Source organism: Gardnerella sp. DNF01180P (assembly GCF_049244205.1).
Classification (GTDB): domain Bacteria; phylum Actinomycetota; class Actinomycetes; order Actinomycetales; family Bifidobacteriaceae; genus Bifidobacterium; species Bifidobacterium swidsinskii.
Genome location: NZ_CP058386.1, coordinates 681350 through 703341, shown reverse-complemented (window position 1 = coordinate 703341; position 21992 = coordinate 681350). Strand labels below are relative to the sequence as shown.

The window sequence follows — 21992 nt, the reverse complement described above, 5'->3', positions numbered from 1 at the left end:
AAAACTAGCTGATCTGCAATAACCAGACCAGCTAGCAAATATTTTACTTACTACTGTGACGAGAAGTACCACGACGCTTAGTTGAGAAAAGCGCAGCACCAGCAGCACTAAGAGTTGCAGCAAACAAGCCAAACACAGACACGTCACTACCAGTCTTACTAAGCTGAGCAACACTACCACTCTTCAACACCTGAGCGCGCACAGAAGCATGAACATCAGCCGCATGAGCCTTAGCAGACGCCAAAGCCTTACGAGCAGCAGAAAGCTTCTTAGCCGCAGCATCAACCTGAGCCTGAGTTGCGTTAGGATCAGCAGCAACCTTCTTAGCCTCAGCCAAAGCAGCATCCAAAGCCGCCTGAGCCTTAGAAACTTGAGCATCAGCCTGCTTCACAGCCGGATTGCTTTCAACCGCAGCGTTCACAGCAGCAGAACTTGCGCCATTAGCATTATTAGCGTTAGCGTTGGCAGCATTGGTGTTAGCAGCGTTACCTGCATTACCCGAGTTTACGCCAGCACCAGCGTTACCATTACCAGCATTTCCAGGCTGTGAATCAGACTCAGCACCCTGAATCTGAACATTCAACTCACCCTTATCCACAGTAGTAGGCGCATTATCATTCACACCATAACCAGCTTCAGAACCAGAACCAGGAGTTGGTTTCTTACCGTCAAGAGCCTCTTCAGCTGTCTTAAGCTTTGCAAGAGCATCATCAACAAGCTTCTGCTTTTCAGCTTGAGTCTTAGTTGTTACATCTTCCTCGCCTGCAGCAGCCTTCTTCGTACCAGTTAGCTTATCGATAAGATCCTTAGCATCTTGAAGAGCCTGATCAAACGCAGTCTTCTTTTCCGTCGTAGTAGAATACGTATACCTATCTGAGTTCTTAACGTTGCTATCCTTATCAATCTCTTCTTGCAACGGCTTGGTGTTAACACCATCCAAAGCAAGGCGAGCCTTAACGAGCTTGTCAAGAGCGTCGTCAACAGCCTTCTGCTTTTGAGCTTCCTGCTCAGGAGTAAGAGGAGTCGAGTTAGGATTCTTCGCGTTCTCATTCTCTTCGTTAGCAGTCTTCAAAGCAGCTTCAGCCTCAGTCAAAGCCGCGTCAAACGCATCCTTCTTATCTTTAGAAGCGGTGGTATAAACCGAATCACCCTTAGTTGCAGGAGTTGCCGTAGCGTCTGGCTTAAGAGCCTTATCGTTATCAACTTCCGCCTGAAGATTAGCGGTATTAACACCAACGCCCTTAACTGTGTTGTCAAGATCCTGCATTGCCTTAAGAAGATCCTTATACAGCTCATTAACCTGATCCGCATCCTTAGGATCGCCATTAGCTTTGTCTAGCACGGCTCCAGCAGCAGTAGCAGCATCGTCAAACGCTTTCTTTTGCTCATTGCCTTCTTGCAGACCCTTATACTTGTCGCCCTTAGCGAACTTATCAGCGATCTCTTTCAGCTTTTCAAGACGAGCCATGGCAGTATCGGTTGCAGTAGCATTGGCAAGCGCGTCGTCGATGTCGTCAGAAGTTGTACCGTCAGCGTTCTTGTGATCAGAAGCATCAGTATCTTCAATAATCTTCTTGAAAGCTTCCTTCTGCGCATTGTTCAAATGATCAAGCGCAGCAATCTGCTTCTTAGCATCCTCTATCTTCTTAGCCTTCAAAGCGCGATTAGCAATAGCAGTTGGGTCGCCAATCTTCTTTGCATCATTGATGTCATCAATAGCCTTCTGCTTTTCAGCATCTGGAAGATCACTATCTTGAATGCGTTTCTTCTGATCTTCCTTTTCTTTATTAAGTACAGACTGATCATCGTATGTGTTCTGAGAAATATCGCGCTTGCCCTTAGCATCTTCGATTGCCTTGTTTGCGTCATCAAACGAAGTTTTCACGCCATCAACAGCATCCTTGATTTCAGAAGGCTTTGTTGCACTGTTAACAGTGTTCTTGGCATCATCGATTGCCTTAGTGGCAGCTTCATACTTATCTTTAGCTTTTGCTTTCTGCTCATCATTCAACGCCTTGTATGCTGCATCAAGTTCTGCCTTCTTAGCATCAAGCTTGGCAATACCAGCATTCTTAGCATTCTGCTCGTTAATCGCATTCTGGCGCTTGGCTGCGTCAAGATCATTCTTAATCTCTTCTGCAGTAGCAGCAGGATCCTTCTTTGCAAGAGCATCTTCCAAAGCAGTGAGTGCTGCATCCTTCTTGCTTGGATCAGAACCAATTAACTCCTTAAGAGCCTTATCGTCCTCGCTACTAGAATTGCCGTGGCTTAGGAACGGAAGCGCGCCAGCACTAACATCCTTGTGCGCTTCATTAAGATTATTAGCTTCATCTAAAATCTGCTGAACTTCTTCAGGAGTCTTAGCACCAGGCTTGGTAGCATCCCCACTCTTTCCATTCAGCTTTTCCTTGAGCTTATCCTTTTCATCTTGAGTCAGATTGCCAAGACCATCAATTGCATCAGAAGCTTTCTTTTTCTTATCCTGTAGCTCTTGCTTCTTCTGGTGCTCCTGCTTTTTATCTTCCTCTTTTTTCTGCTCTTTTTCCTTATTTTCTTTGTCTTTCTTTTCTTTTTCCTTTAACTGTTCAGGAGTTACATTATTCTTGCCAGCCTGCTCGTTGGCCTTCTTAAGAATATTCTGAATATCATCAGCACCTTTAGCATTATCAATCTCATTCTTATACTGGGTTTTTTGCTCCTCAGTAAGCTTTGGATTGCGGTCGATAATCTTCTTCGCATCATCCTTCATCTGCTGGAGTTGACCAGCATCAGGCGTTGGCGCAGGGGTTCCCGCCTTCTTATAAGTTACCTTAACGGAGAACAAATCATTATTAGCAGAATCCTGGAACACAAGTGTTGTAAAATCACTATTCTTATATGTAACCTTTGCAATGCCATTAGCATTAGAAGTTGAGCTAAGCTCCATCTTAACTGTATCTGTTTTTGGCGTGAGACTCGTAGGAACGGTATACGGCGCCTTATCTCCTGCTAGTGAATCCGTGCCATCGTAATTGGCTTTCAAGAATGCTTCCGCAGCTTTCTTGAAATCAGCTTCAGACAGATTTTCTGGGTCGGTAACTTCAATCTCAGGAATTGGATTGTACTTGCGCTCAGCCTTCTTGGCATCGGTGAGCTTGCGAATAAGATCGCGCAGGTCCTTCTCGGCTGTTTGACCTTGAGCCATGCTATCGATCTTGGAATCATCCAACTGATCAGGATTGTCGATGCCAGCGCGCTTCAAATCATCTTTAGTAAGACCCTCATCTGTGCGCTTTTTCAGCAAATCCTTGGCTTGCTGCTTTAGATTGTCAATCGTATTGTCTTTTTGAGGTTGAGAGCTGTTCTTTTTAACATACAAATCGTTAGCTTGGATGGTAATCAATTCGGTTTGCGAGGCAGAATCCCAATCTCCCCCATCATCGTTGTCAGCCCATGGACGACCAATAACCTTGATACCCTTATCATCGCGTAAACTGATACTAAGCATAGGTCCACCATTATTACCATGTACACCGTAAGGACCCATATTCTTAGTACCGGCTTTTGGAGTCCAAGTTTTTTTAACCTCAACGCTATCTGCAACAGTAGCTAAATCATCTTCAGTTACATTATCGTAATTGTCTTTTACAAACTGCTTTAATGCCTTCACAGCTTCTGGAACAGTTGGTGTATTACCCTTAATCTCAGTCTTTGTAACTTTATAAGTAAAGGTATTCCCTGGATTGTCTTTGTCAGTTTCCGTCTTAGTTTCCGTAGAAGGTGTCTGAGGCGTTTGCTTATTTGCCATTTGCTTAAGGAATACGCTCATTGGGTATGTAGCATCTTTGTAGTTGTCAGCATGGAATACTACTACGCCCTTACCCTCTACTATCTTAAATTCAACACCTTTGATTGTTACAGACGTATCAGGATTCTTAGCATCCTTAGCTTTAAGCTTCTTCATAAATTGAGAGACAATAGCATCAAGCTGCGCCTTATTATCATTTACGTCTTTTTGTGTAGCGTTAAAGGGATCGAAATTAACCCTTGATTGTTGTTCAGGACGTTCAACGATGAACTCTTTTTCAGCAGCAGGAGTTGGAGCAGGCGGCTTTGGAGTTGGATTTTCCTCAGCAGCCTTTTGCTTTAAGAATTGCCAAGAAGGAATCTCTGTTGTTGAACCGTCTGCCCAAGTGATGATGGCGTTCTTGAAGTCTTTATCGAAGCTTACAGGAGTTTTGCCATCCTTCTTGGCTGCATTATAAACATCCAAGTCAGCGTTTGCTTTATCAAAAGCATCGGTTACTTGCTTTTGCTCTTCTGTAGTCAAGCTAGAAAGATTCCCAACCTCAATTGGATCAGGTACCACGTAAGGCGCCCAATCGGAGATTTTTGGCCCTTGGAACACAAGCTCAGACGCAGGAATCGTAGCTTTTGAGCCATCTTCGTAAGTCACAACAAGGTTCTTGCCGTCTTTATCGAAAGCAATAGCATTATCCTTGGCAAGATGCTTGCTAAATTCGCTGCTATCAGGGTTCGCCTTCTTGAACGCATCAATAACAGCCTTTTTATCATCATCACTTAACGAATCAGGCTTTACAACAGGTATGCGATCTGGCATAACTGGCTTATATCTGTCGCTGTCGGATTCATCTTGTGCAACAAGAAGGCTTGCAGGAATCGTGCGAGTCGTCTTGTCTTTGAAAGTGATAGTTGCAGAGCCATCCTTATTTACCACAACACCATTATCAGCAACTAATTCCTTGAAGTACTTGGTGTTTTCATTCGCTTTTTCAATTTTTTCTTTAATAGCCTTTTGCTCGGCTTCACTTAAAGCGTTAGTCTTCTTAACCTTTGTAACCTCTGGATACGCAAGCTTCAAATAATCCGCAATCTTTGGCGTATTGTGCTTTTGACCAACCGCATAGTGCCAGTTACCTGCAAAACGGTAAACGCCAGCGGCAAAACGAAGCGGATTGGTGTCACGCTCTTTCCATGCATTGTCTTCCATCTCGGAAACGTAAGTCATGTCATACCAACGCTGACCAGCAGACTCCCAGTCTACGAAAATACCCTTAAGGCCTTGAGTTTGCTTTTGGTATTCTTCCCATTGTTGTGCGGTATTGCCCGCATTATCGTAGCCTTTATTGTCTTTGGTACCCAAGCCCATAAGCTGTTTCCAGCCTTTGCTGGCAAGAATATTTTCGTCACTAAAATAATAATTAGAAATATTAGTCCATTCCTTAGGACTATTAAAATGTTTGTCAGAAACAACGCCATAACCGTTTGCGTCGGTTGTAATATATTGCGAAGAACCAGCAGGTTTAACCTGCTCCTTGCCATTTTTTGTTAACTTTTCAATACGCTTAAATTGAATATCTTGAGGATCTTTCAAACCAGCAGGAACACCAAACCACCACATTGGACGGAATCGCCAATCGTCAGCTGTAGCATTGTTGTGGCAATTAGAAAGATAATGAACGCGAACAAATTTACCAAGAGGGTCTATGCCTTCAGTACCGCCAGCTTTGGCGTGCTCAAAGGTATCGTAATATTCAACGTCAATGTTGAAATGAGCCTCGGCATATTTTGCATCAGTTTTGAAACCGTAATAAACATTGTTGCCAGTGCCGTCTACATAACCGTCAGCATAGGCAGGCGAGGAAACGAATACCCCCCCCCCGAGCACCATAGCACCTGCGAGCATAGCTGCGCACACGCTCTTAGAAAGTGGCGCGTAAATAACGCTGTTACTCGACTTTTGCATAGACTTTTGCAAATCGGCAAGATGCTTCGCACTCATAATCTTCTTCGTCATTATTCCTCACTTCAATAATGTGTATTCTTTATGTTTCTGCTTATGCATAACTTGTAATATGCAATAATGCAGCAGCCAAACAAATTAGCATTCGCCTCTTTGTTTCATACCAATTTGCTATTTACACAACGCTTCATACTCTCTTAATACGTTTCAAGCATGCATAAAAATGTGCAAACTGACATTCGTACAAGTTATATGGTACTCAACTATTCATACATTGCAAACCTTTTCATGCAATAATTTGTGTAGCGTAAATCACATAATTCGCAAATCACGCATGAATACGTATAAATTACATGTTAAGACGTCATAATATTTATGAAAAAAAATTACGATACGCCGCAAGATAATTGAATGCTTACGCAAGGCTACGAGTTACTTGCGTAATGTTATTGACTGCTTACGTAAGACTATTAACTACTTACGCAAGAATATTAGTTACTTACGCAAGAATATTGCTTATTTAAGATACGGCTTTAACTCGTTAATAAGCAAACCGTTAGAAGCAACTACGTCATTTTCGCGTCGCCAATGAATAGGGTTTCCATCCCACTGGCAAACCTGACCCTGCGCTTCTAGCACAACCACGGCACCAGCAGAAACAGCTGGAATATCCCAATGATGCAAGTGAGGCTCAAAATAAGCGTCATAAGTGCCATCTGCCACCTTGCACAAGTCGAGCGACGCAGGTCCAATACGCTTAATATCCGCAGGGCAGCCCTCTTCAACAGAAGCGACTACGTCAAGCGCGCGCTTAGATTCACCAGGTATATAAGACATTCCATAACAAACCACAGATCCTTGCAAAGTAGAAGTTGTGGAAGGCGTAATCTTCTCACGCTTCTCTCCTTGCGGAGTTCTACGAATACGAATAGCACCCTGACCCTTTGCAGCCAAATAAGTCAATCCCAACGCAGGAGCGTGCACAACGCCAAGAACCGGACGAGCGGAGCCTTCATCGTTAAACTCAAAAAGCGAAACCGTAAGAGTCCACTCAGCCATATCGCGATTAAAATTAATAGCACCGTCAACGTTTCCAACGCACCAAAAACGTTCTCCTGGATTGCACTGCTCCGGCTTAGTTTGCCAAAAACCTTGGAAAGGATTCACATAAGTCAAACGATTTTGAATAAAACGCACGAGCTTATCGCCAAAACCAGATTCAGATTTATTAGGATCACCCAACGCAATCGACGTCATATCTTGAGGGCTTAATTGATCCTGATACGCATGTTTACCAACATCTTCCAAAATACGCGCAACTTCAAGCGCAACTTCTCGTAAATTCAACTTACACTCCCTACCCTAAATGCATAAATTCCCGTATTTATGCACACTCTCTCTCCCATAAATTAACTTTATTTTACTCAACAATAGAAAGATTCACCAACACATTTAAGCTCTGCGGTTAAAAGATACAGAACTTTCACAAAAAATTTAATCATTAATCTTTAATCATCATTCGCAATTTTACATTGCCTACGTACATTACTCAACTTTTACTTTTAAAAACGTATTAATTCGCATTCAAAAAACGTAAGACAGCGCTTAAATCGCGAGTAAGAATGCAGTAAGGAGTAGCCGCTTGAACTGTTGGTTTTGCGCAAAAAGCTACGCCTAATCCAGCGAATTTAATCATTGAAATATCGTTCGCTCCATCCCCCACTACAACAGTTTGTTCGCGATCAATTCCAAGATTAGTTGCCCAAGTTCTAAGCGCTTCAACTTTTGCATTAGCATTAACAATATTTCCAAGTACGTTGCCAGTAAGCTTGCCGTCAATAGACTCTAAATGGTGAGCCGCCCAAAAATCAATATTCAAACTCGGCAAAAATTCGTCCAAAATCTCATGAAAACCGCCAGAAACTGCGCCAACTTTCCATCCGTGCGCATGAAGCGTGTCAATTAAAACATTCGCGCCTTTAGTTACATGAATTTTAGAAATAATACGCTTTTTGCACTCGTCAATATTCAAATCGCGAAGCATACTCACGCGCGAACGCAAGGAAGTATCGAAAGTAATTTCGCCACGCATTGCTCGCGCTGTAATCGCAGAAAGCTCATCGCCGCATCCAGCTTCTGCACCGAGCAAATCGATAACTTCTTCCTCAATAAGCGTTGCATCAACATCCATAACCAAAAGCCCTGGTTTAGACAAAGTTGGCAACACCGAAGAAAAGTTCATAATCATAATTTTATGCGCAGTAAGCTGCTGCCGAAAGCCTAGCTCCGCGCGCCCAGTCTGCCGCTTTCATAGCTTTCTTACCTTGCGCTTTTACTTCCAAAAGCTCAAGTGCGCCGCTTAAAGTACCGACCCAAACTTGCTTCTTGCCAGCAAGCAATTTTCCAGGATCAAGCTGATTAAAATCTTGAGCATGCGGATCGTTAGCATCTGCCGGAACTGCGCGTAAAACATGCAAAGTAATCGGATCCGCATTATGTTCATCGTCCGCATGAAGCTCGCACCACGCGCCCGGATTTGGCGTACAAGCGCGAATTTGACGATCGACTGCAAAAGCTGGCGCATGAAAATCAATATGAGCATCTTCAACAGTGATTTTTTGCGCAACTTCTTGAGGAGTTTGATCTTGCTCAACCGGCACAATTTCACCAGTTTCCATGCCGCGAAGAGATGCTGCAAGAAGCGGCGCGCCGTCGTTTGCAAGTCGTGCAAGAAGATCGCCAGAATTTTCGTGAGACTCAATTTTTGTAGTAAACTGCGCCAAAATAGGCCCACAATCCATGCCGCGCGTAATGCGAAAAACCGTAGCACCTGTAATATCATCCCCAGCCCAAATTGCGCGCTGCACAGGAGCTGCACCTCGCCATTGCGGAAGAAGCGAAAAATGAAGATTATACCAGCCGAGCGGCAACGCGTCTAAAACATTCTGTCGCAAAATCTTGCCGTATGCTACAACTGCTGCAGCTTTTGCACCGGTTGCCGCAAGCTGTTCAAGAAACACATCTTCATTTTTAGGATCCGACTCAAGCACTGGCAAGCCGAGCTCAAGAGCAGCCTGTTTCACAGGGCTTGGCACAAGCTTTCTACCGCGACCAGTCGGAGCGTCCGGTCGCGTAAGAACAGCGCGAACATCAAAATGCTCACTATCTTTAGTTAACTCGCGAAGAGACGGAACCGCAACTTCCGGAGTTCCAGCAAACAATATTGGTAATGCCATATTTCCCCACTATTTTAAATCAAAGCCGTAAATTAAAGCCGTTTAAAGCAGTAAATTAAATCCGTAAAATCAGCCGGCAAAAGCTTCCTTTAATTTACTAAAGAAACCTTTACGCTCACTCGACTGCTCACTTAACGAATGCTGCTGCACTTGCTTCATAGAACTATCATGCAATTTAGCAAATTTTTCAATCAAAGCACGCTCTTCATCATTCAACTTAGAAGGCGTTTGCACTAGCACATGAACCACGATATTTCCGCGATCTTTAGAACGAAGCTTCGTCACACCAAGATTTGGCAAAGTAATAGTGTCTTCATTTTGGCAGCCTGCAGGAATCGTTATTTTCTGAGCACCATCAAAAGTGTCGATTTCAAGACTACGACCAAGAACAGCCCAGCTCATAGGAACTGTAATCCAACAATGCAAATCATCCTCGTTACGAGTAAATTGCTTATCTGCACGAATATGAATATCAACGTACAAATCGCCGGCAGGACCGCCGCACTCACCAACGCTTCCTTGGGAAGCTAAGCGCAAACGACTACCGTCACGAATTCCAGCCGGCACGTTCACTCCAACTTCACGAATTGAACGCACACGACCATGACCGTGGCAGTTTTGGCAAATATTCTTAATAATCGTGCCGTGACCTTCGCAATGCTCACAAGGCATCGAAGACATCATTTGACCGAGCATAGTGCGCACAACTTTTTGGCAGAAGCCAGAACCGTGACACACAGAGCACTGTTCTGGAGCGGAATTGTCGGCAGAACCGGAACCAGAGCAATCCTTGCAAACGCCAAAAGTAGTTAACCGTACGCTAACATTTCCGCCAAAAATAGCGGTTTTCAAATCAATACGAGCCTCAGCTAACGCATCATCGCCAGGCTGCACACGCGAAATTGGTCCTTGCGAATTACCGAAAGAACCGCCAAAGAACTGGCTGAAAATGTCGCCCATGCCCATATCTGCAAAACCAGCACCTGAAGCTCCGGCACTTCCTGCAGAAGGATCGTTAGGATCAACACCCATGTCTACCATTCGACGCTTTTCAGGATTAGAAAGCACGTCGTAGGCAGCATTTACTTCCTTAAACTTTTCTTCAAACTCAGCGCCTGCAATATCAGGATGATATTTGCGGCTCATTTTGCGATAGGCTTTGCGAATTTCGTCGTCGCTAGCATTGTGATCAACGCCTAGAACTTTGTAGTAATCAGTCAATTAATTCCCCTTTTACCTTTTTCTAAAATCATTCTTGCATAAGGCACAGCCAGACATAAGCCGAATAACCAGCCATAAACCAGCCACGTTTTATGAATTTTCGGATATAAACGAATTAAGGTAGCGCGCAACAGCCTTAACAGCAGTCATCGTTGCAGCATAATCCATATGCGTAGGACCAATTGATCCAATAAACGCAGAGTCAGAATCAGCATTGTATCCGTAAGTGCTTGTTACAACAGAAGCGTTAAGCAAACCAGGAGTGTGCGTTTCCGAGCCGATTGCAACACTAACACCACTTGCACAATCGCTTGCTTCCTCACTTAACGAAGTCATCAGTCGCATAATAACAGCCTGTTCTTCGAGTGCGTCAAAAAGTGAAGCAAAATCAACAATACTTTGTCTATGCGCAAGTTGAGAAGCTCCAGCCATATATAAGTCGTGAGTATGCTCACCGTCATGCATATCTTCTAAAGCGTTAGCAAGTTGACTAATAATTTGCAAAGCTGACGCTAAATCCTTGCGATTTGCGAGCGCATAAACGCGTTGTGAAGCAGATGAAAGAGATAGCCCAATGCAGCACTCATTAACCATATTAGTTAGATGCAATAAGTCATTTGAATTTATAGTAGTTGCTTGAATCATGTGCTGAGCTACGCCTCCAGTATCTGTAATCACAACAACCAAAAGCGTAGAAGACGATACTTGAACAATCTCAATTCTTTTTACTTTTGACTTAGACAATGCTGGAGATGCTACGAGAGCGACTTGACCCGTAATACTTGCAAGAAGACGCGCGGAACGTTGCAAAGTATCTTGCAAACTAACAGATCCGCTTAAAAAGTTGCGTATAGCGCGACGCTGCGGTTCAGAAAGTGGAATAACTGCAGCCAAGCCGTCAACAAAATAGCGATACCCCTTTTGGGTAGGGATGCGACCTGCGGAAGTGTGCGGCTGCACAAGGTAGCCTTCTTCTTCCAAAGCCGACATATCGTTACGAATAGTAGCGGAACTTACACCAAGCTGATGATGTTTTGCTAAAGCTGCAGAACCAACAGGCTCTTGAGAACGAATATAATCCTCAACGACTGCGCGCAAAATCATCATGCGTCGCGACTGCATTACTGCTCCTCCCAAATACGCATAAATAATGTATTCCTATACTATATTATTTGATTTCTATACTATATTATTTGATTTCTATACTAGCTTATTCGATTTCTATACTAGCTTATTTTTGGCAATTTATTAGCACTAAACGTAGCGTAAAAGCAAAGTATAAGTATAGTGTGAAAGCAAACTCGCAACAGAACATAAAAGCAAACTTTTGACACACTTTGTAACATATTCGTCGCGCGCGAAAGATAGGATTGAAGGGCAATGAGAGGGTAAAAAGCCAGCGTAAGCTGTGCTTAAAAACCCGGATTATTGGAAGGAAAGTAGATCACATGACCGATTTCAACTGGTCTGCATTAGACGAGCGCGCCGTAAAGATGGCGAAGGTTCTCTCGGCTGATGCTGTTGAGCGAGCAGGACACGGACATCCTGGCTCCCCTGTTTCATTAGCACCGATTGCGTACACATTGTACCAGCATTTCATTAAGCACGATCCAGCTGACCCAAAGTGGGCTGGCCGCGATCGTTTTATTCTTTCTGGCGGTCACGCTTCGCTTACGCAATACGTGCAGTTGTTCTTCTCTGGATACGGCTTGACTCTTGACGATCTCAAGTATTTCCGTGGCGGTGCAGACACGCGTACTCCAGGTCACCCAGAATACGGCTTGACTCCAGGCATCGAAATGACTACTGGCCCACTCGGTCAGGGTCTTGCTTCTGCTGTTGGTTTCGCTTACGGCCAGCGCTTTGAGCGCGGTCTTCTTGATCCAGAAGCTTCAGCTGGCACTTCCCCATTCGATCACAAGGTTTGGGTTATCTGCGGCGAAGGCGACGTTGAGGAAGGCGTTTCTTCTGAAGCTGCTTCCTTGGCTGGAAACCAGAAGCTTGGCAATTTGACTGTAATCTTCGATGCAAACCACATTCAGATTGAAGGTGACACTAAGCTCACCTTCTCTGAGGATATTCTTGCTCGTTACCGTGCATACGGTTGGTACACCGATGAAGTTAGCTTCATCCAGCCAGACGGATCCTACAAGGAAGACGTTCAGGCTTTGGCTGCAGCTATTGAAAAGGCTCAGGAAGTTACCGATAAGCCTCACTTCATTAAGGTTAATACTTTGATTGCTTGGCCAACCCCAGGCAAGACCAACAACGAAGCTTCCCACGGCTCCAAGCTTGGCGAGGAAGCTGTGAAGGGCTTGAAGGAACTTTGCGGTTTCGACCCAGAAGTTTCGTTCCCAATCGACGAAGAAGCTTTGGCTCACGCTCGCAAGGTTGCAGAGCGCGGCTTGGCTGCTCACAAGGCTTGGGACGAAGCTCTTGCAAAGTGGGCTGCCGCCAACCCAGATAAGGCTGCTCTTTACGAGCGTCTTAAGGCTGGCAAGCTTCCTGAAGGCTTCGACAAGGCTATTGACGACTTGGTTGCTGGCTTCGAAGTTGGCTCTAAGGTTGCTACCCGTAAGGCTTCCGGCGCAGTTCTTAACGCAATTGCTGCTGTTATGCCAGAACTTTGGGGCGGTTCCGCTGATTTGGGCGGCTCCAATAACACCAACATTAAGGGCGCTGACTCCTTCGGCCCATCCGAAGACGCAACCCGCACTTGGCCAAACGTTTCCGAGTACGGTCGCCAGCTTCACTTTGGTGTGCGCGAGTTCGCAATGGGTGCTATTACCAACGGCATTTTGCTTGGTTCTGACACTCGACCATTCAATGGTACATTCTTCCAGTTCTCTGACTACGAGCGTCCAGCAGTTCGCTTGGCTGCTTTGATGGAGATTCCAAACCTCTACGTTTGGACTCACGACTCTGTAGCCTTGGGCGAAGATGGTCCAACTCACCAGCCAATCGAACACTTGGCTGCTTTCCGCGCTATTCCTCAGCTTGAGGTTGTGCGCCCTGCAGATGAGTACGAAACTGCTGAAGCTTACCGTTACTTCTTCGAGAAGAAAAACAGCTATCCAACTGCTATGATTTTGACCCGCCAGGGCGTTCCAACCCTCGCTGAGACTGCTGAAAAGGCTCGCGAAGGCGTGAAGCACGGCGCTTACGTTTTGGTTGATTGCGAAGGCACTCCAGACGTAATCATCATGGCAACCGGTTCCGAAGTTCAGTGGGCTGTTGCTGGTGCCAAGACTTTGGCTGCTGAAGGCATTAAGGCTCGCGTTCTTTCCATGCCATCTCTCGAATGGTTCGAAGAGCAGGACGAAGAGTACAAGGAAGCAATCTTGCCAAAGTCCGTCAAGGCTCGCGTTTCCATCGAAGCTGGCTTGGCATTGCCTTGGTACAAGTATCTTGGCGATTGCGGCAAGGCTGTTTCTATCGAACAGTACGGCTTGCAGGGTGACGGCGGTCAGAACATGATTGACTTGGGCATTACTGCTGAGCACGTAGTAGAAGCTGCTAAGGCTTCTATCGAAGAAGCTCGCGCCTAAGATAGCTTGACAAAAAGCAAGTAAGCAAAATAAAGCTTGATGTATCAAAATAAAATTGGTATGTCACAAAACTAGAAGTGCTAACGAAACACTTCACAAGAGACAGCGACGGCGTGTTGATGCCGAGCTACCGTTGGTTCGACATCAACCGCTGTTTCTTGTAAAAACGCCAAAATACCGACGTGCCCCAATTGGTGGAGCACAGTGTTAAGGAGATAACATGACTGAAGCAACGCAGCGCACCAGCGATTCCGGCGTTTCTATTTGGTTGGACGATTTGTCCCGCACCCGCATTGAGTCCGGCTCTTTGCAGGATTTGATTGCTAACAAGAATGTTGTTGGCGTTACTACCAACCCATCCATCTTCCAGAAGGCTTTGAGCCAGGTTGGTCCATACGATGCACAGCTTAAGGAACTCGGCAAGGTCGACGTTGAAACCGCTATCCGCGAGTTGACCACCACCGACGTTCGTAACGCAACCGATATCTTCCGCGAGATCGCTGAAAAGACCGACTTCGTTGACGGCCGCGTCTCCATCGAAGTTGACCCACGCTTGGCTCACGATACTGCTAACACTGAGAAGCAGGCTGAAGAGCTTTGGGCAAAGGTTGATCGTCCAAACGTTATGATTAAGATTCCAGCAACTTTGGAAGGTCTTCCAGCTATCACCGCTACCCTTGCTAAGGGTATTTCTGTGAACGTAACCTTGATCTTCTCCCTCGAGCGCTACGAGCAGGTTATCGACGCCTTCATCGAAGGTATCGCTCAGGCTGCCGCTAACGGCCACGACTTGAAGCACATTGGTTCCGTAGCTTCCTTCTTCGTCTCCCGCGTTGATACCGCTGTTGACAAGCTCCTCGAAGCTAACGGTTCTGAAGAAGCTAAGGCTCTTGAAGGCAAAGCTGCTGTTGCTAATGCTCGCTTGGCTTACGAACTCTTCGAGAAGAAGTTCGCAGCTGATCCACGTTGGGCTGAGCTTGAAGCCAAGGGTGCTAAGAAGCAGCGTCCACTTTGGGCTTCTACTGGCACCAAGAACGCAGCTTACTCCGATTGCAAGTATGTTGACGAGTTGGTTGCTGAGCATGTTGTTAACACCATGCCAGAAAAGACTTTGAACGCTCTTGCTGATCACGGCAACGGCGCTGCTTCCGTTAAGGGCACTTACGAAGAGAGCCACGCTGTTATGAACAAGCTCGCTGAGCTTGGCATCAGCATCAAGGACGTTACCGACAAGCTTGAGGCTGACGGTGTTGCCGCCTTCATCAAGTCTTGGGATTCCGTGATTGCTGACGTGCAGTCCGGCATCGATCGCGTAAACGCCTGATTTTGCTAATCGTCTGATAGCGAAACTGCTAATCAGCGAAACTGCTAAATAACATAAACCGCACATGTTCGTGGATTAATTCACACATGTGCGGTTTTTGTTTTACGTTTTTATCAATCGTAATAAAATAATCTACCCACTATTACTTTCTCAGCTAATAAACTGAGAAAGTAACAGTAATAACCAAAACACTGTTAAAAACTCAGCTAACCAACTGAGAAAATAACGGTGATAAGCACAACACTGTTAAAAACTCAGCTAACCAACTGAGAAAATAACGGTAATAGGCACAACACCGTTACTAACTCAGCTAACGAACTGAGAAAATAACGGTGATTACTTGCCAGAAAGAGTTCGCCAGCGAGATTTGGTTAAAACGTTGCGATGGCGCACGCGAGTTTCGTAAGCGAGCGCTTAGAGCGCGAGCATCATCTCGCATTTGGAGGGTTGCGGAGGGTTAGACGCTCCAAACGCGAGGAAATTTCCCCACAATTGGAGCGCTCGACGTATGACTCCGCCCAACTGCGCCAGTAACGAAAAAAGGTTGGTTATTCACAATCTAGTAAAAAGGGTTGAATGAAGCCAGTTGGCAACACCGTCGTCATTGTTGGAATCGCAAACTTCGTCCGCAATCGCAAGCAAACGCGGATTACTATTCGCCACCGCTACCCCATAACCACCGGCACGGAACATATCAATATCAATAATATCGTCGCCAAAAACAACAGTACGGCTAGGCTTAACGCCCAAACGATCGCAAATAACGTTCAGTGCATGTCCCTTGTTCGCAAGAGGATTCGTAAGCATCCACAACACATCTTCGCTAATATGCAAGGAAAAATCATCCGGAATAATACGCTGAAGCTGTTCCTTCTCGCAATCTCGCGGCACAATAATGATTTTGTCTGCTATGCCACTTGGAACATTGGAAAAATCTGTAATAATAAAATCCTGCTCGTTCCAAAGCATACGAACATCAAAATTAGTGTAACGAACGTCGTTCATCACAATACCAAGACGGAGCGTAGGTATTTTATCAAGCAATCGCAGGCAAACATCAGCAGCAAGATTAGAGTCAAAACCAAAGCGAGTAAGAGTATCAATGCTTCGCTGCGAAGTAAGTTCAGAAATAGTGCTGTGAACGCAATCAAAATCAATAAGCGCACCGTTTAGATACGCGCAAACTTGAGCTTTTAAATCGTGAACAAAATCAAAAGCGCTTCCAACAGGACGAGCCGTAATAATAGCAAGCGGAATACCAGATTCGTGCAAACGCTCAGCAGCCTGCACAGTTTCGCTGCTTAAAAAGCGGCCTTCAAAAGTATCGGAATCGTGAAGCATTGTGCCGTCAAGATCAGCAATTACTAAAGAAGGAGAAAAACGAAGCATTATAGTTACCCACTATTTTTAATGTGCATAATGAATTTGTAAATCGCACAAATGCAAGCGCGTACGCAAGATCACACACAAGCCCATAAATTTTGATTTATAAAATAAAAAGCGCGCAATCTTTCGACTACGCGCTTAAAAGAATACTTAGATAAGTGAGAACTTAGTCATAAGGTTCAAGGCAACAATAACAGCCACCCAAATCAACGCTATAATAACCGTCCAACGATTTAAGTTCTTTTCTGCAACACCAGAGCTACCAGCGTTCTTCGTTAAACCGCCGCCGAACATGTCGGAAAGGCCGCCGCCCTTGCCCTTGTGCATCAAAATTAACAATGTGAGCAAAATGCTAGTGAGCACAAGCAACACCTGCAAAATAATCTTCACAGTGGACACAACCAACCTCCTGTTTTACAGTACTTAATTAAGTTTAATAATAACCTTTGACCGCTTAAGCTTATTTAGTCTCTAAACGTGTTTGCGCAGCCGTTAGTCGCACAATATTAGCAAGTTCTTGCGCATCAAGAGAAGCACCACCAATTAAGAATCCATCGACATCTGGCTCCGCGATAAGACTTGAAGCATTAGAAGAAGTTACAGATCCGCCGTAAAGAATACGGACAGTATCTGCAACATCGTCACCGAACGTAACGCGCAAGTCTTCACGAATAGCCAATGCAGCTTCCTGAGCTGAATTAGCAGTGGCAACCATACCAGTACCAATTGCCCAAACTGGCTCGTACGCAATAATTAAACGCTTAGCTTGCTTCGCGTCTAAATCGCGCGTTACATCATGCACTTGCCCTACAGCAAAATCGAGCGCAACACCCTGTTGACGTTCTTTAAGACTTTCACCAACGCAAAGAATTGGCTGCATTCCTGCGGCAAGAACAGCTCGAACTTGATCAACTATATTTGCATCATCTTCAGGATGATACTTGCGTCTTTCAGAATGACCAACAATAACCATTGAACATCCAAGACTTGCAAGCATATCTGCAGAAACATCACCAGTAAAAGCACCTTGAGCAGTAACAGAAACAGCTTGAGCTCCGTACAATATTGGCAAATGGTCAGACTCAACAAGAACTTGCACGCTTCTTATTGAAGTAAAAGAAGGCATAAGTGCAATTTCACAATCGTGATAGTCGTAATGCGCGTCACGCAGTAGCCACGCAAATTTTTGTATAAAATGCGTAGCTTCGCGGTGATTGAAATTCATTTTCCAATTACCAGCGACTAACGGCTTTCTTTTGGAAACCATAATCACCCTTAAAAATTTACGATTGAGATTAATAGTATTGCGCAAATTAGTGTTATGCCGACCTCGATTTACAAAGCGGATTCATAAAATCGAAAGTCGGCATAAGCGAAAATATTTAGTTTATACTTGCTCGCGTAAATATTACTTACTCAAGCAATATTACTTACTCAAGCACACTCAAACCTGGAAGAGTCTTGCCTTCCAAGAACTCGAGAGAAGCGCCGCCGCCAGTAGAAATGTGCGAGAAGCCATCTTCTGGGAATCCAAGATTGCGCACTGCAGAAGCAGAATCACCACCGCCGACTATAGTGAAAGTGCCGTTCTTAGTTGCATCGACCAAGCCCTGAGCTACAGCGCGAGTACCGGCTGCAAACTCTGGAACCTCGAACACACCCATAGGACCGTTCCAAACAACAGTCTTGGAGTCAACAATCTTGTCGTGGAAAAGCTTCTGAGAGTCAGGACCAATATCCAAGCCCATCTTGTCTGCAGGAATAGCGTCTGCTGGAACTACTTCTGGAGCAACTGGAGTATCCCCTGCTGGGAAGCCAGCGTTCACAACAATATCGGTTGGAAGCACAAGCTCAACGCCGTTCTTCTTAGCGGTTTCAATGTAGCCCTTGACTTTTTCGAGCTGATCTTCCTCGAGCAAGGAAGTACCAACTTCGTTACCCAAAGCCTTGAGGAATGTGAACACCATACCGCCGCCAATAACAAGACGATCAGCCTTAGAAAGCAAGTTTTCAATAACGCCGAGCTTGTCGGAAACTTTAGAGCCGCCGAGAACAACAGTCAAAGGACGCTCTGGGTTTTCAGTTGCGCGAGAAAGTGCCTTAACTTCCTTTTCAACAAGCAAGCCTGCAGCTGCTGGAAGATCGGCAGCAACATCGTAATTTGACCCCTGAGCGCGGTGCACAACACCAAAGCCGTCGGAAACAAATACTTCGCCAAGAGAAGCAATCTTCTTAGCGTAAGCTGCGCGCTCGGAAGCATCCTTGCTGGTTTCTTCCGCGTTGAAGCGCACATTTTCAAGCAAAACAACGTCGCCATTATTCATGGCAGCTACCTTAGCTTGAGCATCTTCGCCGTAAGTGTCTGCAGCCAAAACAACATTTGTGCCGAGCAATTCACCCAAACGCTGCGCAACTGGAGCCAAGGAAAGCTCTGGAACAACCTGACCCTTTGGACGACCAAGGTGAGCCATCAAAATCACCTTAGCACCCTGCTCACGCAAAGCCTTAATGGTTGGTAAAGCAGCACAAATACGACCATCATCAGTAATCGTCGTACCCTTGAGAGGAACGTTAAAATCAGCGCGAACCAATACGCGCTTACCACTCAAATCTCCCAAATCTTTCAGTGTCTTCATTGGTATCCTTTCCAAACCATATTGGCTTACCATATTTGACTTACATACTGGCTTACCGTGCCGGCTTACTTCGTTCAACAAAACACAAAATCAGCCTCAAACATCAACACATTGCCGGGTGCAATTATACCGCACATCTTCAACAATCCCTATGAACAACGCAGCTTTGCACCATTGCTTTGCAAACGTTGCGTCTGTAGCTTTGCAGTAATGCTTCTGCGAAAAGTGGTTTTGTAGCTTTGCAGTTGCGCTTTGCAAACGTCGACTATATGTTGCTTAGTAAACTTTGACATTAATGCTCTGCAGACGTTGAGTATTTATTGCTTGGCGAACACTAACATCGGTGCTGCTGCACACTCCACACCAATCACTCTTCCTACCACACCAAAAACAACTGCGATTGGAATTAACGAGTGAGGGGTGGGTGTTGCTTGGTCGAGCAATATAAAAGCGGAACGATAGTAATAATCTTGTTGACGAATACTATTTTTGCAGAGAAAGTAAGTAAAAAACTAAACTTAACTACGCAACCGCTAAGTCCAAGTAAGGTATAAGAGCGGAGCGCTGTCCTTACGGCTAATCGCCGTTCGGCTGAGCTTGCGTTGAAAGCACACCGTGCTTTCAACTTGAGCAAGCTCACGCTCCGAATTGCTCTCGCGCGTACAATGCTACGCTCAAGCATGTCGTCGCGCTAGTAACACCCACCGCTCACAGCCACATAAAAAAACCCGCCAGCCAATACAGCTACAAACCACGCAAAATCAGCATTAAAGCTGCTGCATACGCGATTTCTCAACCTTCGCCGAAAGCTGCAAAAGTCTACGAATTCGCCCTGCAATCGCATCCTTTGTAATAGGAGGATCAGCCAAGTGACCAAGCTCTTCCAAACTTGCGTCGCTATGCTCAAGACGAAGCTTTCCAGCCATCAACAAATTATCTGGAATATCGTCGCCCAAAATATCGAATGCGTGACGAACCTTTTCGCATGCCTCAGCAGCAGCCTTAGCACTACGACGCATATTCGCATCGTCAAAATTAGCCAAACGGTTTGCTTTTCCGCGAGCTTCACCGTCCGAACGCTTACCGGTCCATTCGCGAGCAGAACGAGGAGCGCCAATCAAAATCAACATTCGCTCAATTGCGTCAGAATCGCGCAACGTCACTCGCTCAGAGCTACGAACCTGACGAGCCTTGGCGCTAATGCCAAGTCGCGCCGCCATAGTTTGCAAAGCATTTGCAGCCTCATGAGTTGGGCAAACAACTTCCAAATAGCTAGCTTTGCCAGGGTCGGAAATAGCACCGTGAGCCAAGAAAGCACCACGCCAAGCTGCTTTGATTTGGGCGATACTTCCACCAACAATCTCAGGTGCAAGACCTGCAACAATTCTCATACGTCGATCAAGAAGACCAGATTGCAAAGCCAGTGCTGCAGCACCACGCTCAACTACCACGTCATAGCGAACTACAGTGCCCGTAGGAGTTTGCCGAGAAACTTGAGCAATTGTTGCTTCCCTCTGGAAATAAGTTTTCAATACCTCAACAAGCCACTGAGCTGCGCGCTGAGAATCCAACTGAGCGCGAATAACAGCTTGATTATTTACTGGCCTTAAGCCGCCAGCAAAGCGCATCATTGCTGCAGCTTGAGCCATAATGACAGTCGGGAGCTCATTGTTGTTTGAAACGAGTTCATTTTTGACGTCGTCAAGAAGAGCCAAGGGACAACCTCCTACTTTTGTTCTTCTTAAAATATGAGTGCTGTTGGGTACTTGCATGATGCTGTGGCACACGACATGCCCGGCTTTCTGTGATACAGAATACGTTGGACATTTTACCGGTTTTTGCACATGCTTTACATGCTTTTAGTACAAGATTTTTTATATTTTATATAATTTACACAATTTTTATTTAATTTTTTAATTAATTTTAATTGATTAGTTTCATAATCGCATTTCACTACTTTACTTTTTGCTACTTTACTTCTCCACTTATTATGATCTTCTCTGTAGCTCTCTTGCAGATACTGTAACTTGCAAACCATGCAATCTCAAACGTCTAGCAAGCTCAATACTTACGGCAACAGAACGATGCTGACCGCCAGTACATCCTACAGCAATAGTCACGTAATGCTTGTCTTCTTTAGCGAATCCGTCGATAGCTGTAAGAAGCGCATTTTCATAAGAATCTAAGAATGTAATTGCCGCAGGATTCGATAAAACGTAATCTTGCACAGCTTGATCCTTACCTGTAAGCTCCCTTAATTCAGGAACCCAGAAAGGATTCGGTAAAAATCGCATATCGGCAACAAAATCAGCGTCCATTGGCATGCCGTATTTAAATCCAAAGCTGAAAATATGCACAGAAACAGTAGAAGAGCCTTTTCCAAGCAATCCTTCGTAAAGCTTTGTAGAAAGTTGGTGAATACTAAGTGCAGAAGTATCGATAATAATATTTGCGCAATCTTTCAAATGACTGAGCAGCTCTCGCTCTTCTAGAATACCGTCAATAAGTCTGCCACCGCGCTGCAAAGGATGCGGTCTACGCACAGACTCGTAACGCTTGATAAGCACAGCATCTGAAGCATCTAGAAACAGAATTCGCGTTTTTACACCAAGGTCATCAATATGCGCAAGAACTGCAAACAGGTCGTCGAAATATCCTCTAGAACGCACGTCAATAACAGCAGCAAGCTTATGCACTTTAGAACCGGATGAAGTCATCATATCTACTAGCGGTATGAGCAGTTTTGGCGGAAGATTATCGATAACATACCATCCCATATCTTCCAACGCGTTAGCGGCGTGCGAGCGCCCAGCTCCGCTCATGCCTGTAATTAGCATAACTTCAAATCTGTCAGATAGTTGCATACTAGTCGACGCGGAACGTTGCGTAGTATGTTGC

At 45.2% G+C, this 21992-nt stretch carries 14 protein-coding genes; 2 read left to right on the top strand and 12 right to left on the bottom strand.

What is annotated here, in order from left to right; all coding sequences use genetic code 11:
- Window positions 1-43: 43 nt before the first annotated feature.
- From HXT40_RS02620 to hrcA, 6 genes are all read right to left on the bottom strand, one after another.
- Window positions 44-5797 carry a GA module gene (locus tag HXT40_RS02620; protein WP_421777317.1) on the bottom strand — a complete coding sequence of 1918 codons (5754 nt, stop codon included), beginning with the start codon at window positions 5795-5797 and terminating at the stop codon, window positions 44-46.
- Window positions 5798-6259: 462 nt separating this feature from the next.
- The gene (locus tag HXT40_RS02615; RefSeq protein WP_004108666.1) at window positions 6260-7090 is read right to left on the bottom strand and encodes an inositol monophosphatase family protein; all 831 of its coding nucleotides are present in this window, start codon (window positions 7088-7090) and stop codon (window positions 6260-6262) included.
- A gap of 226 nt (window positions 7091-7316) precedes the next feature.
- Window positions 7317-7991 (bottom strand): phosphoserine phosphatase SerB, encoded by a 675-nt coding sequence (gene serB / locus HXT40_RS02610; RefSeq protein ID WP_174182566.1) that lies wholly within the window; start codon window positions 7989-7991, stop codon window positions 7317-7319.
- A 4-nt stretch (window positions 7992-7995) separates the two neighbouring features.
- Complete coding sequence (gene fmt, locus HXT40_RS02605; protein ID WP_064621923.1) at window positions 7996-8979, bottom strand: methionyl-tRNA formyltransferase; 984 nt, start codon at window positions 8977-8979, stop codon at window positions 7996-7998.
- Between the two features lie 69 nt (window positions 8980-9048).
- Window positions 9049-10200, bottom strand: a complete 1152-nt coding sequence (gene dnaJ, locus HXT40_RS02600; RefSeq protein WP_004108655.1) for a molecular chaperone DnaJ — start codon at window positions 10198-10200, stop codon at window positions 9049-9051.
- A gap of 90 nt (window positions 10201-10290) precedes the next feature.
- Window positions 10291-11307, bottom strand: coding sequence for a heat-inducible transcriptional repressor HrcA (hrcA, locus tag HXT40_RS02595; RefSeq protein ID WP_162861136.1), 1017 nt, complete (start codon window positions 11305-11307; stop codon window positions 10291-10293).
- 341 nt (window positions 11308-11648) lie between these two features.
- On the opposite strand from hrcA, the gene tkt reads away from it, so the two are divergent.
- Both tkt and tal read left to right on the top strand, forming a co-directional pair.
- Window positions 11649-13748, top strand: a complete 2100-nt coding sequence (tkt, locus tag HXT40_RS02590; RefSeq protein ID WP_421777316.1) for a transketolase — start codon at window positions 11649-11651, stop codon at window positions 13746-13748.
- A gap of 220 nt (window positions 13749-13968) precedes the next feature.
- Entirely contained in the window at window positions 13969-15072 is a 1104-nt protein-coding gene (gene tal / locus HXT40_RS02585) for a transaldolase (RefSeq protein ID WP_116994688.1), read from the top strand.
- 552 nt (window positions 15073-15624) lie between these two features.
- On the opposite strand, the gene HXT40_RS02580 is transcribed toward tal, so the two are convergent.
- From HXT40_RS02580 to rapZ, 6 genes are all read right to left on the bottom strand, one after another.
- Complete coding sequence (locus tag HXT40_RS02580; protein ID WP_116440454.1) at window positions 15625-16461, bottom strand: HAD hydrolase family protein; 837 nt, start codon at window positions 16459-16461, stop codon at window positions 15625-15627.
- A 147-nt stretch (window positions 16462-16608) separates the two neighbouring features.
- Window positions 16609-16857, bottom strand: coding sequence for a preprotein translocase subunit SecG (gene secG, locus HXT40_RS02575; protein WP_004119067.1), 249 nt, complete (start codon window positions 16855-16857; stop codon window positions 16609-16611).
- A gap of 61 nt (window positions 16858-16918) precedes the next feature.
- Window positions 16919-17725, bottom strand: a complete 807-nt coding sequence (gene tpiA / locus HXT40_RS02570) for a triose-phosphate isomerase (RefSeq protein WP_064340411.1) — start codon at window positions 17723-17725, stop codon at window positions 16919-16921.
- 163 nt (window positions 17726-17888) lie between these two features.
- Window positions 17889-19094 carry a phosphoglycerate kinase gene (locus HXT40_RS02565; protein ID WP_421777315.1) on the bottom strand — a complete coding sequence of 402 codons (1206 nt, stop codon included), beginning with the start codon at window positions 19092-19094 and terminating at the stop codon, window positions 17889-17891.
- Between the two features lie 767 nt (window positions 19095-19861).
- Window positions 19862-20809 (bottom strand): DNA-binding protein WhiA, encoded by a 948-nt coding sequence (gene whiA, locus HXT40_RS02560; RefSeq protein WP_012914259.1) that lies wholly within the window; start codon window positions 20807-20809, stop codon window positions 19862-19864.
- 273 nt (window positions 20810-21082) lie between these two features.
- Window positions 21083-21958: an RNase adapter RapZ gene (gene rapZ, locus HXT40_RS02555; RefSeq protein WP_421777332.1), complete on the bottom strand. Its 876-nt coding sequence runs from the start codon at window positions 21956-21958 to the stop codon at window positions 21083-21085.
- Between the last annotated feature and the right edge of the window lie 34 nt (window positions 21959-21992).